The sequence below is a fragment of the Streptomyces sp. NPDC003379 genome, assembly GCF_053589195.1.
Map to the genome: position 1 here is coordinate 1 of NZ_JBSFRK010000091.1, position 16,007 is coordinate 16,007.

The following is a 16,007-nucleotide window of genomic DNA, read 5'->3' on the forward strand; positions in this document are numbered from 1 at the left end:
ACATACAACTCACCCACCACACCAAACGGCACCACACCCAAACCACCATCCAGCACATACACCCGCGTATTCCACAAAGGACCACCCACCACCACAGAAGCCCCGGGCACGACAGCCGCGGAAGTCGACCAGATGGTCGTCTCCGTCGGGCCGTACATGTTCCGTACGGACAGCGCGCGGTCCGCGAGTCGGGCCGCCAGGGCGTCGTCCAGGGCCTCGCCGCCGACCAGCGCGCGCAGTCCGTCGGCGGCGTCCGGGGCGGCGTCGAGCAGCGTCCGCCACAGGCTCGGTGTCGCCTGCATCACCGTGGCGCCGTCGGCGCGCAGTCGGCGGGCCAGCTCTGCGGGGTCGCGGACCACGTCACGCCCGGCGACCAGCACGGTCGCCCCCGAGATGAGCGGCAGGAAGACCTCAAGGAGGCTGATGTCGAAGCCGAAGGTCGTCACGGCCAGCCAGCGGTCGCGCGGATCCAGCGGCACCAACTCGGCCATGGAGGCGAGGAAGTTCGCGAGCGCGGCGTGCGGGATCGCGACGCCCTTGGGGCGGCCGGTGGAGCCCGAGGTGTAGAGGATGTACGCGGGATTGTCCGGCAGCGCCGGCACCGCGGCCGCCCAGTCGGTGACCGGCCGCGCGTCCTCGATCAGGACCGTGGGCAGGGCGGGCTCGGCGGGCAGTTTCGCCGCTGTCTCCCGTGTCGCGAGGACCAGCACAGGGGCGGCGTCCTGGAGGACGAAACGTACGCGCTCCGTGGGGAAGTCCACGTCCACCGGCAGGAACGCCGCACCGGTCTTGGACACCGCGAGCATCGCCACGACCGCGTCCACGGAGCGCGGCACGGCGAGCGCCACCACCGACTCCGGGCCCGCGCCCCGCTCGGCGAGCAGGCGCGCCACACCGTTCGCCCGTCCGTCCAACTCGGCGTAGGTCAGCGTCTCCTGATCGTCGCTCACGACGGTGGCCGACGGGGTCTTGTGTGCCTGGGCCTCGACGAGCCGGTGCACCGGGGTCCGCGGGACGGGGTGCTCGGTGTCGTTGCGGGTCACCAGGAGGTCGTGCCGTTCGGCCGGGTCGAGGACGTCGAGGGCGCCGAGCCGGACGCCGGGGTCGTCCGTCACCGCGGCGAGCGCCCGCTCCAGGCGCCGCAGCAGCGACTGGACGGTCGAGGCGTCGAAGAGTTCGGCGGAGTACTCGGCGACGCCGTCGAGGCCGTCGGGCGCTCCGTCGGGGTCGCGCAGTTCGCCCAGGGCCAGGGACAGGTCGAAGCGCGCCCACAGGGTCTCGTTCGACACGGTCTCGACCGCGAGGCCCGGCAGCGTCAACCGGCCGCCGTCGCCGCTCTGCACGGTGAGGGCCACCTGGAAGAGGGGGTGACGGGCCAGCGAACGCGGCGGGTTCAGCTCCTCCACCAGCCGCTCGAACGGCAGCTCCTGATGGTCGTAGGCGGCGAGGTCGGTGTCCCTGACGCGCGCGAGCAGTTCATGGAAAGTCGGGTCGCCGGAGGTGTCGGTGCGCAGCACCAGGGTGTTGAGGAAGAAGCCGACCAGGTCATCCAGGGTCTCGTCGGACCGTCCGGTGATGGGGGTGCCGATCGGGATGTCGGCACCGGCGCCGCTCTTGCTGAGCACGGCGGCGAACGCCGCTTGGACGACCATGAAGAGGCTGGTGCCGGTGGCGCGGGCCAGCTCGATGAGCCGCCGGTGCAGGGTGGCGTCGCAGGAGAAGCGCAGCCGCGCTCCGCGCTGGGGTCCCGTGGCGGGGCGCGGCCGGTCGGCGGGCAGCGGCAGCTCTTCCGGCAGGTTCGCCAATGCCTGCTTCCAGTGGGCGAGTTGGCGGCACAGCTCGCTGTCCTGGTCGTTCGCGTCGCCGAGTACCTCGCGCTGCCAGAGCGTGTAGTCGGCGTACTGGACCGGCAGCGGCTCCCATCGTGGGGCGCCGCCCTCCCGGCGCGCCGTGTACGCGGCGGCCAAGTCCGCGCCGAGTGGGCGCATCGACATCGCGTCACCCGCGATGTGGTGCAGGACCAGGACGAGCACGTGGTCGCGCTCGCCCAGTTCGAGGAGGGTCGCGTGCAGTGGCGGGCGCACCGTCAGGTCGAAGCCCGCGCGGGCGGCCTCGGCGACGGCTTCGCCGAGGTCGGCCTCGGTCACCGCGGCGGTGCGCAGCAGCGTGCCCGCCAGGGACGCGGGGTCGAGGACGCGCTGGCCGGGTTCGCCGTCCCGCTCGGGGAAGACGGTGCGCAGGCTCTCGTGGCGGGCCACCACGTCGGTCAGCGCGGCGTCCAGGGCCGCCCGGTCCAGCGGTCCGCGCAGCCGCAGCGTGATCGGCAGGTTGTAGAGGGGGCTGTCCGGGTCGAGCCGGTTGATGAACCACTGGCGGCGCTGGGCGTAGGACAGTGGCAGCGGGTCGGGACGGTCGGCGGGGGCGAGCGCCGGGCGTGGTCCCGGACCGGAGCCGCGCACGGCCTCGGCGAGGCCCGCGGGGGTGGGCGTCTCGAAGAGGGTGCGGATGCCCAGCTGCACGGAGAAGGCCCGGCGGATCCGGCTCAGGAGGCGGATCGCGAGGAGCGAGTGGCCGCCGAGGGAGAAGAAGCTGTCGTGCGGGCCCACCTCGTCGGTGCCGAGGACGTCCGCGAACAGGCCGCGCAGGATGTCCTCGTGCGGGGTGCGCTGTCCCCCGGCCTGTTCCGTCGCGCCGTGGCGCGGCGCGGGCAGGGCGGCGCGGTCCAGCTTGCGGTGGGCGGTCAGTGGCAGCTCGGGGAGGACCACGATCGCCGTGGGGACCATGTACTCCGGCAGGTGTCCGGCGACGAAGCGGCGCAGTGCGGCGGGATCCGGCGCCTCGTGTCCGCCGCCTGCCCCGGCTTCGGTACCGGTACCAGTACCAGTACCAGTGCCAGGGGCCTCGGCTGCGGCGGGTACGCAGTACGCCACCAGCCGCTTGTCCCCGGGCCGGTCCTCGCGCACCGTCGCCACGGCCCGGCCGACCGTGGGGTGCGCGGCGAGCGCGGCCTCGATCTCGCCGAGTTCGACGCGGAACCCGCGGATCTTGACCTGGTCGTCGGCCCGGCCGGTGAACTCCAGGTTGCCGTCCGCGCGCCAGCGCACCAGGTCTCCGGTCCGGTACATGCGCTCGCCGGGGCCGCCGAAGGGGTCGGCGACGAACCGCTCGGCGGTCAGCGCCGGCCGGCCCAGATAGCCGCGCGCGAGCTGCGGTCCGGCGAGGTACAGCTCCCCCGTGGTTCCCGCGGGTACGGGCTGGAGCGCGTCGTCGAGGACGAGGACCCGGCAGTTGCCGCGTGGCCTGCCGATGGGGACGTTCCCGTCGGGCAGGGCGTCGCCGGGTGCCACCCGGAACTCGGTGCAGTTGACGGTGGACTCGGTGGGTCCGTACGCGTTGACGACGGTGGCCCCGGGGTGGCGGCGCCGCCACCGCGCGAGGTCACGGCCCGTCAGGGCCTCGCCGCCCACGACGAGTTCCGCCGAGGGGGAGAAGCCGTCGTCGAGGGCGGACAGCAGCGGAAGGTGGCTCGGCGTGATCTTCATGAAGGAGGCGAAGCCCGGCTCGGGCGTCACCTCGGGCCCGGGACCCGAGGCGCCGAAGAGGTCGACGACGCGTACGCGGCCACCGGAGATCAGGGGTGTGTACAGCGCCGTGACCGTGAGGTCGAAGGAGACGGGCGAGTGCACCGCCGTGACACCGCGTGTGCCCGGGTGGCGGGCGGCGGCCCAGCCGAGGTACTCGCGCAGGGAGCGGTGCTCGATCACCACGCCCTTGGGGCGGCCGGTGGTTCCGGAGGTGTAGATGACGTAGGCCGGGTGGCGCCCGGCGAGCGGCGCCGTCCGGTCACCGTCGTCCGGGTCGTCCGCCGGGAGGGCGGCCAGCGCGGCCCGGGTCGCGGGGGCGTCCAGCCGGATCGCGGTGGGTGGCAGCGGCACGTCGACGCCGTCGGCGGTGACCACCTGGACGGGCCGGGCGTCGGCCAGCATGGCGGCGACGCGGTCGGCGGGCAGGTCCGGTTCCACGGGGAGGTAGGCGGCACCGGACTTCAGCACCGCGAGCAGGGTGACGACCAGGTCGGCGCGGCGGGGCAGCGCCACGGCCACCAGCCGCTCGGGGCCCGCGCCGTGGTCGGTCAGCAGCCGGGCCAGCCGGTTGGCGCGGGCGTTCAGCTGTGCGTACGAGAGTTCGGTCTCGCCGTCGGTGACGGCGGGCGCGTCCGGCGTCCGGTGCGCCTGCCGCTCGAAGAGGGCGGGGAGCAGCACGGACGGGTCCGAGTCCGGGTGGCCGCCCTCCCCCGCGCCCCATTCGGTGAGGAGCCGGGTGCGCTCGCCGGGGTCGAGCAGGTCCAGGCCGCTGAGAGGGCGGCCGGGCTGGGCCACGGCGGCGCGCAGCAGCCGTTCCAGTCGCTCCATGAGGGTTTCCACGGTGGCGTGGTCGAACAGGTCGGCGTTGTACTGCGCGATGCCCTCGATGCCGCCGGGGCTGCCGTCGGTGCCGCGCCGCTCGCGGAGGTTGAACAGCAGGTCGAGTTTGACCGCCGCGCCCGGCAGCGGCTGGGGGGCCACCTCAAGGCCGGGCAGTGCCAGGTGCGCGTCGGGGGCGTTGTCGAGGGTGAGCGACACCTGGAAGAGCGGGTTGCGGCCCGGGACGCGGTCGGGGTTGAGCACCTCCACGAGCCGCTCGAACGGCAGGTCCTGGTGCGCGTAGGCCGCCAGGTCGACGGCGCGTACGCGGTCCATCAGCTCGCGGAAGCTCGGGTCGCCGCTGGTGTCGGTCCGCAGGACGAGGGTGTTCAGGAACAGGCCGACGAGGTCCTCGGTCGCCTCGTCGGTGCGCCCGGCGATCGGGGCGCCGATCGGGATGTCGTGCCCCGCGCCCAGCCGGGCGAGGAGTGCGGCCAGGCCGGCCTGGAGCGTCATGAAGAGGGTCGCGCCGCGGGTCCGGGCGAGGGCGGCCATGCGGCCGTGGAGCTCCGCGTCGAGCGTGAAGCGCACGGTGCGGCCAGGTGTTCCCCCGGCCGTGCGCCGGGGCCGGTCGAAGGGCAGGTCCAGGCTGTCGGGGAGGTCGCGCAGGGTCCGGGTCCAGTGGGCGAGCTGGCGGCTGATCCGGCTTTCCTGGTCGTCCTCCGTGCCCAGGTGCCGGTGCTGCCAGAGGGTGTAGTCGGCGTACTGGACGGGCAGGGGGCGCCAGTCGGGGGCGCGTCCCTCGCGGCGTGCGGCGTAGGCCGTCCCGAGGTCCCTGGCGAGGGGCGCCGACGACCAGCCGTCGCTGACGATGTGGTGGGTGACGAGGACCAGGACGTGTTCGCGCGGCGCGAGGGTGATGAGCCGGGCGCGCACCGGGAGTTCCCCTGCGAGGTCGAAGCCCTGGCCGACGCACGCGGATATCTCGCGGGCGAGCCCGGCCTCGTCCGTTCCGACCACGTCGAGCGTGGGGACGGCGTCCGCGGCGTCGAGGATCACCTGGTGCGGTTCCCCGCCGTTCTCCTGGAAGAGCGTCCGCAACGCCTCGTGCCGGGCCACGACGTCGGTGAGCGCGGCGCGCAGCGCGCCCGGGTCCAGCTCGCCGCGGAGCCGTACGGCCACCGGGATGTTGTACGCGGAGGCCTGGCCGCCGAGCCGGTGGAGGAACCACATCCGGCGCTGGGCGGACGACAGCGGCACCACCTCGGGCCGTGCCACCGGCACCACGGGCTCGGCCGGCCGCTCGTCGGCGTGCGCGAGCCGCCGCGTGAGCCGCCGCGCGAGCGCGGCCACCGTCGGTGCCTCGAAGAGCGCGCGGACCGGCAGTTCCGTGCCGAGCGTCGCCCGGATCCGGCTGACAAGGCGGGTCGCGGACAGCGAGTGTCCGCCCAGGTCGAAGAAGCTCTCGTCGACGCCGACCCGTGCCACGCCGAGGACTTCGGCGAACAGGCCGCACAGCACCTCCTCGCGCGGGTCGCGCGGGGCGCGGGCGTCACGGCTGCCGGTCAGCTCCGGTGCGGGCAGGGCCTTGCGGTCCACCTTGCCGGTGGCGAGCTGCGGGAGGGCGTCCAGGGCCATGACGGCGGCCGGGACCATGTGGGCGGGCAGCGCCTCGGCGGCGGCCCTGCGCAGCGCGTCGGGGTCGAGCACGGCACCGGGGCGCGGCACGGCGTAGCCGACCAGCCGCCGGTCGCCGGGGGTCACCTCGTGGACCACGACGGCGACCTGGGCCAGGTCGCCCAGTTCGCGCAGAGTCTCCTCGACCTCGCCCGGCTCGACGCGGAAGCCGCGGATCTTGACCTGGTCGTCGGTGCGTCCGAGGTACTCCACCACGCCGTCGGTACGCTGCCGCACCAGGTCCCCGGTCCGGTACATGCGCGTCCCGGGTCCGCCGAACGGGTCGGCGACGAACCGCCCGGCGGTCTGTGCCGAGCGGCCCAGATAGCCGCGGGCCAGTCCGGCGCCCGCGATGTAGAGCTCTCCGTCGGTGCCCGGCGGCACCGGCTGGAGCCCGCTGTCGAGCACGTACACGCGGGTGTTGCCGATGGGGTGTCCGATGACGGGCCGGGCCTCGTCCTGGAGGGAGGCGACGAGGGAGTCGACGGTCGTCTCGGTGGGCCCGTAGAAGTTGCGGCCCACGATGCCCGCGGCCCGCAGGTCCTTCCACAGGCCCTCGCCGATCTGCTCGCCGCCGACCATGACGCCCCGCAGACCGGAGTCCAGAAGCCCTTCGGACAACAGGAGTTGGGCGTAGGTGGGGGTGACGTCGACGATGTCGGCGCGGTGTTCGGCGACGTACCGGCAGAGCGCCTGGGCGTCGCGTCGCACGTCGTCGGGGACCAGGTGCAGCTCGTGTCCGGCGATCATCCACAGCAGGGGCGGCCAGAGCGCGTCGGAGGAGAGGCCGGCGGTGTGGGCGATCCGCAGCCGTTCCCGTCCGGCGTCGGCCGCGGCGGGCGTGAAGACGTGTTCCTGGTGGCTGAGGAAGAGGTTGGCGAGGGCGCCGCGGGGCACGACGACGCCCTTGGGCGCGCCGGTCGAGCCCGAGGTGTAGTGCACGTAGGCGGCGTGGTCCGGGTGCGCGGGGCGCGGGAGGTCCGCGGGCGCGGGGTCCGTGGCCGCGCGCCGTTCGAGGGCGTCGGCCGTGTCCGGGGCGTCCAGGAGGGTGACGGGGACGTCGGTGGCGGGCAGCCGGCGCAGCGGTCCGGACTCGGTGAGCAGCAGGGCGGGGCGGGCGTCGGCGAGGAGCCCGGCGATGCGGTCCGCCGGGTCGTCGAGGTCGAGGGGCAGGTAGGCGGCACCGGTCTTGAGTACGGCGAGCAGGGCGGCGACGGCGCGCGTGGAGCGGGGCAGGGCGAGGGCCACGATGTCCTCGGCGCCGATGCCGAGGCTCGTCAGGTGCCGGGCGAGCCGGTTGGCACGGGTGTTGAGCGCGGCGTAGTCGGTGCTCTCGCCGTCGTGGACGACGGCCGTGGCCGTGGGGGTCCGCGCGGCGCGGCGCTGGAAGATGTCGACGAGACTGTCGCCGGGCAGCGGGAACGCGGTGTCGTTGAAGTCCTCCAGCAGGACGCGGCGTTCGTCGGCGCCGAGCACACCGACGCGGCCCGTGGGCAGGTCGGGGGTGTACGCGAGCGCTTCGAGCAGCAGCGTGAAGCGCCGCATGAGGGCTTCGGCGGCGGCGCGCGGATACACGTCCGGGCCGTGTTCCAGGCGCAGTTCGAGGCGTTCGCCGGAGCGGGCGGCGATGAGACCGAGGGTGTAGTGGGTGGCGTCGTGCCCGTCGGCGGAGGTCAGCCGTACGCCGGCCACGGCGCGCTCCAGGGACTCCCGCTCCACCAGGAAGTTCTCGGTCACCACGGTGGTGTCGAAGAGGTCGCCGGGGCCGGCCGGCCGCTGGATGTCGCCGAGCCCGATGTGCTGATGGCCCATCAGCAGCGCCTGTTCGCCCTGCACCCGGGTGAGGAGGCCGGCGAAGGTCTCTTCGGGCCGCAGCCGGATCCGGACGGGCACGGTGTTGATGAACAGGCCGACCATGCCCTGGACGCCGGGGATCTCCGGCGGCCGGATGGAGACGGTGGCCCCGAACACCACGTCGTCCCGGCCGGTCAGCCGGCCGAGGAGCAGCGCCCAGACGGCCTGGACGACGGTGTTCACCGTCACTTTGTGGACGGCCGCCCGGCGTTGGAGCGCCTCGCCGAGCCGGTCGGGCAGCTCCACGGTGAGCTGTTCGGGCCGGATGGGCGGCGCCGTCCCGCCCCGGGGGGCCAGCAGCGTCGGCTCCTGGAGCCCGTCCAGTGCCGCGCTCCAGGCGCGCAGCCCGCTCTCGGTGTCCTGTCCGGCCAGCCAGCCGAGGAAGGTGCGGTATGGGGTGACGGCCGGCAGTCTCGCGGTGTCGCCCCGGTGTTCGTACAGCGCCATCAGGTCGCGCAGCAGCAGCGGGCCCGACCAGCCGTCCATCAGGATGTGGTGGTTGGTGACGATCAGGCGGTGCAGCTCCGCTTCCTCCTGGACCAGCAGGAAGCGGATGAGCGGTGGCCGGTCGAGGTCGAAGCGGGTGGTGCGCTGTTCCTCGCGCAGTGCGTCGAGTGCGGCCGCGCGCCGGTCGGGGGCGAGCGCGGTGAGGTCCGTCTCCCGCCAGTGCGGTTCGGTGTCCTTGCGGAGGTACTGGACCGCCTTGCCGGACCCGGTCACCCGGAACCCGGCCCCGAGGTTGGGGTGGCGGCGCAGCAGTGCGCGGGCCGCGTCGTGCAGCCGTTCGGCGTCCAGGGGTCCGGCGAGGCCCACGGCGAGCTGGACGGTGTACACGTCCGGTTGCCGGTCGTCGTACAGGGAGTGGAAGAGCAGGCCTTCCTGCAAGGAGGTCAGGGGCAGTACGTCGTCGAGTGCGGGCCGGGCATCGCCGGCACGTGTCTTGCGGGTCACTTGTCGTCCTCCAGGCAGCGTCGCACTCGGCGGTACGTCGGTCGGGCGCCCCGGCCCCGGCCTCGGCCGGGGCAGCGGGGTCCGGGGTCAGAGGTAGGCGTTGGCGGGGTTGAAGCGGTCTCCGAAGAGGCGGATGCAGCGGTGGTCGCTGATGTCGAGGTTCGAGCCGTCGAAGGTGTCGCCCGTGACGCGCTGGGGGTACACCCAGGTGTCGCCGAGGGTGTAGCGGGCGTTGACGGCCAGGCGCATCTTGGCGCCGGGCAGCGAGGCGCGGGAGCGGTGCATGCAGCGCTCGCTGAAGATGACGTACTCGCCGGCCTTCATCGGCATGGTCCGGGTGTCGCCGGGCTTCAGTTCGAAGGGTTCGGTGACGACGGCCTGGAGCTGGTCGACGTGGGCGGCGAGGATGTCGAACAGCTCGTCGAGCGAGTGCTGTCGGGCGTCGACGCCCTCGTACACGCGGCGGGTGTCGATGTCGAGGATGAGGCTGTTGTCGGCAGCGCGGGCGAGCAGCTCTTCCTTGGTCCTGATCCGGTTGCGCGGGTCGACGAAGGCGCCGGAGTCGGTGAGCTTGACCATGCGCTTGGGGTAGGCGCTGCGCTGCGAGCCCTTGACGTACTCCATCACGCCGTCGTCCTCGGACACGTCGGTGAGCGCGAGCCAGAGCGTCCAGTCCCACTCGCCGGTCGAGCCGAAGGGGAAGAGGGCCGGGCGGTGGCCGCCGACCTCCTCGCCGTCGAAGTAGCCGTACTCCTGGTGCCAGTCGATCGCGCCGTCTCCGGGGTACTTCTCGAAGAGCTTGGTGCGCCAGAGGATCATCGACTCGGCGCCGGTGGCGAGTTGCAGGTTGGCGAGGAGCTCCGGTGCGGTCAGCAGGTCGCGCACCTTGTCGTTGACCAGGTGCCAGTCGCGTACCGAGTACCTCTTGTAGAGAGGCTGCTCGGGCGGGTTGTCCAGCATGTCCTGGTAGAAGTCGGCGATTTCGCCGATCGTGTCGAGGTCGGCGAAGCGGGGGAACGGGCCCACGAAGCCGTCGCGGGCGAGCGCCTCGCGGGGCGCCAGGACGGGCGGGGTCGGTGCTGACACGTGCGGTCCCTTCTTCATGGTCGAGCGGGTCGACCGGTGCGGTCTTCGTCTGGAGCGGCGGCCGGGGCCGCCCGCTCTTCCGTGGGGGGCGCGTCCGCCGGGCGGCGACGGCGTTCGAGCCGGGCGGTCAGGGCGAGTCCGGGGGCCGTGAGGACCGTGGACAGGACGGCCACGATCACGAGCTGGGTGAACAGCGTCCGGGTGAGCAGCCCGGCCTCCAGGCCGATGTTGAGCGCGATGAGCTGGACGAGTCCGCGCGTGTTCATCAGGACGCCGACCCGTAGCGCAGGCAGCCAGCCGGGGTCCTGGAGCCGGGCCGCCACCGTGCAGGCGCCCAGCTTCCCGATCACCGACGCGGCGAGGAGCACCCCAACGCCCAGGAGCAGGGGGCCCGCGTCGAGGGCCTGGATCTGTGTGCGCAGCCCCGTGTAGACGAAGTAGAAGGGCAGCAGCACGCCGACCGCGAACGGCCGTACGGAGGCCGACCAGCGGGACAGCGCCTCGCTCTTGGGGAAGGCCAGGCCCAGCACGAACGCGCCGATCACCACGTGCAGTCCGAGGAACTCTGTGGCGGCGCAGGCCGCGAAGAGCAGCGCGCACACCAGAGGCAGGAATCCCTGCCCGCCCCGGTCCAGGGAGGCCGTGAGGAAGGTGCGCAGCACGCGCCGTACCACGGTGAACAGGAGCGCGACGAACACGGCGAAGCCGGCGACCGTGAGCAGCGGGTCGGTGTGGCCCGTGCCGGTGAGCGTGAGCATCAGCCCGATGCCGACCCAGGCGACCACGTCGTCCACGGCTGCCGCGCCGAGCGCGACCGTCCCGGCCCGTGATCCGAGCAGGCCCTCCTCCTCGATGATCCGTGCGAGCATCGGCAGGGCGGTGACGGAGGCGACGACCCCGGCGTACAGGGCTCCTTCGATCAGGCCCTTCTCCGGTACCGCCGAGGGCTGGGCCCGGAACACCGCGTAGGTCGCGGCGATCCCGAGCACGAACGGGGCGGTCATGCCCGCGAACGACACCGACACGAAGCGCCGGGCAAGGCCCGTGCCGCGGACGATGGCGCCGCTGAACTCGAGGCCGACCAGGAACATGTAGAAGGCGATCCCGAGCTGGCCGAGCGCGTACAGCACCGGCGTGTTGTCGGCCGGGAACACCCACGCCTGGGCGTCCGGCAGCAGCAGCCCGAACAGGGAGGGGCCGAGGGCGATGCCGGCCACCATCTCGGCGACGACGGGCGGCTGCCCGACCCGGGCGGCGAGCGCCGCGAGGACCCGGCACAGCACCATCATCACGGCGGCACCCACCAGGAGGCGGGTCAGCAGGTCACCGCTCACAGCTCTGCCTCCAGTTCGTCGATCTCGTCCTGGGTGAGGTCCACCAGCGTCAGATCGGAGGGGGTGTGCCCGCCTGCCGCCGGGTCGTCCGCGTGCCGGACGAGCGCGTCGAGTGCGGCGAACCAGAGGTCGGCCAGGGCCTGCATCCGCCGCTCGTCGAAGAGGCCTTCGGGCCAGGTGAGGGTCGCCCGCAGCCGGGGCCCTGTCGGGGTGTCGTGTGTGATCGCGCTGATCTCCAGCGCGTGGGCGCACGGCATGTCCGGGTCGGCGGAGGCGATCCGGACGTCCTCGGGCGCACCTCCCCAGCGCTCGGCGCCCGCGTCCACCCGCACGCGGCCCAGATAGTTGAAGCCGATCTGCGGCGCCGCCGCCCCGGCAAGCACACCGGCCGACTCCGGGTCGAGGTGGCGCAGTTGGCCGTGGCCGAGGCCCTTGCGGGGCACCGCGCGCAGCTGTTCCTTGACGGCGCGCAGCCCCTCTCCCGCGGCCGCCGCGTCGCCTTCGCGCCAGACGGCACCGGGGTCGACCGCGACCGGGTACAGAGCGGTGAACCAGCCGACGGTGCGGCTCAGATCGACTTCCTCACCCGCGTCACCCGCACTGCCCGTCTCATCACGGCCGTGGCCCTCCAGGTCGAGGAGGGCCGCGGTGTGCCGGGCCGGGCCCTGCGGGTACGCGGCCGGGTCGCCGTCGGCCCGCCAGCGGCCCAGCGCCAGCGCGAAGCCGCTCAGCAGCACCTCGTCCACGGCGGCGCGCAGCACCGTGGGCACTGTCGTCAGGAGTGGCGCCGTGTCCTCGGCGCGCAGTTCGGCGGTCACCCTGCGGGTGGTCCCGACGGTGTCCCTTGCGGGGTCCAGCGGCCGGTGGCCGAGCGGCGGATCGGTGGTGGCGCCCACGGCCCGCCAGAAGGGCAGCTCGTCCCGCACCTGAGGGGTGAGCGCCTGCTCGGCGAGCCGGTGGGCCCAGCCGCGGAAGGAGGTGGTGACGGGCGCGAGTCCGGCCGCGGGGCCGGCCGTACGGTCGTGCCAGACGGACATCAGGTCCGGGGCGAGGACACGCCACGACACTCCGTCGACGACGAGGTGGTGGGCGATCATCAGCAGCCGGCCCTCGCGGTCCGGGCCCGCGTCGAACCAGACGACCCGTGTCATGACGCCGCTGTCCGGGTCGAGTTCGCGCCGTGCCGCCTCGCCGTGGTCGGCGATGGTCCGCGCCCAGCCGTCGGCCTCCTCGCCGTCCGGTGGCAGCGCGACACGCCGTACGCACTCCTCGGCGCGCACCGCGCCGACGGGCCGGGTCCGCAGCGTCCACCGCCCGTCGTCCGAGCGGGACAGGACGGCGCGCAGCATGTCGTGCCGGTCGAGGACCGCCTGCACCGCGCGGACGAGGCCGGCGCGGTCCGGGGCGGGCGGCACGCGCAGCAGCAGCGACTGGTTGAACCCCGCGTAGGGGCCGCCGCGTTCGCGCAGCCACGCCATGATCGGCGTGACGGTGACGGGACCGACGCCGTCGTCGGCCGGTGTCCGCGCGGTGCCGGCGTCCCTGGCGGCCAGTGCGAGGGCGGCCACGCTCTGGTACTGGAAGACGTCGCGCGGCGTGATGAGCAGCCCGGCCTGCCGGGCCCGCGCCACCAGCTGGATGGAGACGATGCTGTCGCCGCCGACGGCGAAGAAGTTGTCGTCGACGCCGACCTCGGGCAGGCCGAGCAGGTCGGCGACGAGTGCGCACAGGACGCGTTCACGGGCGTCGCCGGGCGCCCGGCCCGCGCCGGCCGTGAACTCGGGCGCGGGCAGGGCCGACTTGTCGAGTTTTCCGTTGTGGCTCAGCGGAAGGGCGTCCAGGCGGACGAAGGCGGCGGGGACCATGTAGTCGGGGAGCGCCGCGGCGACCTGCCGGGCGAGCGCGGCCTCGTCGAACACGTCCGGCGCGGCCACGGCGTACGCGACCAGCCGCCGGTCCCCCGGCCGTGCCTCGTGGGCGACCACCACGGCCTGGGAGATCCCGGGGCAGGCGGCGACCGCGGACTCGACCTCGCCGGGCTCGATGCGGAACCCGCGGATCTTGACCTGTGTGTCGGTGCGCCCGGCGAACTCCAGGACGCCGTCGCGGCGCCACCAGACGCGGTCGCCGGTGCGGTACATGCGGCTTCCCGCGGGGCCGAACGGGTCGGCGACGAAGCGTTCGGCGGTGAGCCCCGGCTGCTCGACGTAGCCGCGGGCCAGGCCGGTGCCGGCGATGTGCAGCTCACCGGTGACGCCGGGCGGCACCGGCCGCAGCCGGTCGTCGAGGACGTAGACGCGCGTGTTGTCGAGCGGGCGCCCGATGGGCACGGAGTCACGGGTGACGTCCTCGGCCGTCAGGGCGTGGTGGACCGCGCACTGGGTGCACTCGGTGGGTCCGTACGTGTTGGTCAGCCGGGCCTCACCGGCGTGCGCGAGGACCTTGCGCACGGCGGTGGCCGAGACGGCGTCGCCGCCCACGTAGATGTCGCGCACCCCCGCGAAGCACTCCGGGTCGTTCTCCGCGAGGAGCCGGAACAGCCCCTCGCCGAAGAGGCCCGCCGTCACGTGGTGTCCGGTCATCGTGCGGGCCAGGCCCCCGATGTCCGTGGCCTCTCCGTCGAAGGCGACGATCCGCGCGCCGCGCAGCAGCGGCCCCCACAGCTCGTACGTCGAGGCGTCGAAGGAGACGGGCAGATGCATCAGCACGCGGTCGTCGGCGCCGTGCCCCCACCAGCGGTAGTGGACCATGTCGACGACGCTGCGGTGGGAGACGGCGACACCCTTGGGCAGACCCGTGGAGCCCGAGGTGTGGATGACGTACGCGAGCTGGTCGGGGTGCACGTGGATACGGGGTGCCCCGGCCTCGTGGGCCGCACGTTCGTCGGCCCGCACGATCGCGGCCGGGCCGTCGGGGATGTCCGCGAGGGTCGTGCGGTCCGCGACGACGGCCACCGCCCGGGTGCTGTCGAGGATGTGCCGCAGCCTGGCCCGCGGGCTGCGCCGGTCCAGCGGCACGTACACGCCGCCGGCCTTGGTCACGGCGAGGACCGCGACGACGTGCTCGGCCCGGCTGCCGAGCAGCAGCGCCACCCGGTCCTCCGTGCCCACGCCGTGGGCGGTGAGCGTGGCCGCGAGGTGGTCGGAGCGCTGGTCCAGTTCGCGGTACGTGAGCGTGGTCGTCCCGTCCTCGAAGGCGATGGCCTGTGGGGTGCGGGCCGCCCGGTCGCGGAAGAGGTCGGGCAGGGAGCCGTCGGGGAAGGGGTGCGCGGTGTCGTTGCGGACCACCAGCAGCTCACGCCGTTCCTCCTCGTCCAGCACCGGCAGCGCGTCGACGGTGAGGTCGGGGTCGTGGGCGGCGGCGGTGAGCAGCCGCTGGAAGCGGGCGGCGAGGGCGGCCGTCGTGGGCCGGTCGAACAGGTCGGCGGCGTACCGTATCCGGCCCTTGATGCCCTGCGCGTCGCCGTCGTTCCCGTACCGCTCCCACAGGCTGAACGACATGTCGAACCGGGCGACCGGGGCCTCGGCCCCCTCGACCCGTGCCCGCAGCCCGGGCAGGTCGACGTCGGGCTCCGCGGTGTTGTGCAGGATCAGCATGACCTGGAAGAGGGGGTGGCGGGCGAGGGAGCGCGCCGGGTTGAGCTCCTCGACCAGCCGGTCGAAGGGGACGTCCTGGTGGGCGTAGGCGGCGAGGTCCGACTCCCGTACCCGGGCGAGGAGTTCACGGAAGGTCGGATCACCCGAGGTGTCGGTGCGCAGCACCAGCGTGTTGACGAAGAAGCCGACGAGGTCGTCGAGCGCGCTGTCGGTCCGGCCGGCGGTCGGGGCGCCGAGCGGGATGTCGGTCCCGGCGCCCATACGGGTCAGGAGCGCGGCGAGGGCCGCCTGGAGCACCATGAAGACGCTGACCCCGTTCGCCCTGGCCAGCTCGGAGACGGCGGCATGCTCGGCGGCGCCGAGTTCGAGCGGCACGCTGTCGCCGCGGTGGGTGGCGATCTCGGGGCGCGGGCGGTCGGTGCGGTACTCCATCTCTTCGGGCAGAGCGGCCAACCTGTGCTTCCAGTAGGCGAGTTGGCGGTTGAGCTCGCTGCCCGGGTCGCTGTCGTCGCCGAGTGTCTCGCGCTGCCAGAGCGTGTAGTCGGCGTACTGGACCGGCAGTGGCTGCCGCTGTGGGGCCTCGCCGGTCCGGCGCGCCGCGTAGGCGGTGGACAGGTCGCGCAGCATGGGGGTGTGTGACCAGCCGTCGCCGGTGATGTGGTGCATGACCAGGACGAGGGCGGCGGTGTCCGTGCCGGTGGTGAGCAGTTCGGCGCGCAGCGGCGGCCGGGTGGCCAGGTCGAAGCCGTGCAGGACGCTCTCCTCGATGGCTGCCCGCAGTTCGTCGGGGGCGACCTGTGACTCCTCCAGTTCGACGCAGGCTTCTGCCGGGTCGAGGATGCGCTGGCAGGGCACTCCGTCGTGCTCGGGGTAGACGGTGCGCAGGCTTTCGTGACGGGTGACGAGGTCGGTGAGGGCCGCGCGGAGGGCGGGGCGGTCGATGTCGCCGGTGAGACGCAGGACGAGCGGGATGTTGTAGGTGGCGCTGGGGCCTTCCAAGCGGTCGATGAACCACAGGCGTCGTTGGGCGTACGACAGCGGGATCGTCCCGGGACGTTCCCGCACCGCCAGCCCCGCACGCCCACTGACCGCACCCGACTCCACCC

The 16,007-nt window shown here is 73.8% G+C and carries 4 protein-coding genes; all 4 read right to left on the reverse strand.

Annotation, left to right across the window (positions count from 1 at the left end; genetic code table 11):
* A partial coding sequence (locus ACWDVB_RS39205) for an amino acid adenylation domain-containing protein (protein WP_451519774.1) occupies positions 1-8,885 on the reverse strand: 8,885 nt, incomplete at its 3' end.
* A gap of 87 nt (positions 8,886-8,972) precedes the next feature.
* Positions 8,973-9,971, reverse strand: coding sequence for a phytanoyl-CoA dioxygenase family protein (locus tag ACWDVB_RS39210; RefSeq protein WP_451519773.1), 999 nt, complete (start codon positions 9,969-9,971; stop codon positions 8,973-8,975).
* Between the two features lie 14 nt (positions 9,972-9,985).
* Positions 9,986-11,305, reverse strand: a complete 1,320-nt coding sequence (locus tag ACWDVB_RS39215; protein WP_451519772.1) for a cation:proton antiporter — start codon at positions 11,303-11,305, stop codon at positions 9,986-9,988.
* Positions 11,302-15,966, reverse strand: a complete 4,665-nt coding sequence (locus tag ACWDVB_RS39220) for an amino acid adenylation domain-containing protein (RefSeq protein ID WP_451519771.1) — start codon at positions 15,964-15,966, stop codon at positions 11,302-11,304. The genes ACWDVB_RS39215 and ACWDVB_RS39220 overlap by 4 nt, the downstream gene beginning before the upstream one ends.
* Positions 15,967-16,007: the final 41 nt, after the last annotated feature.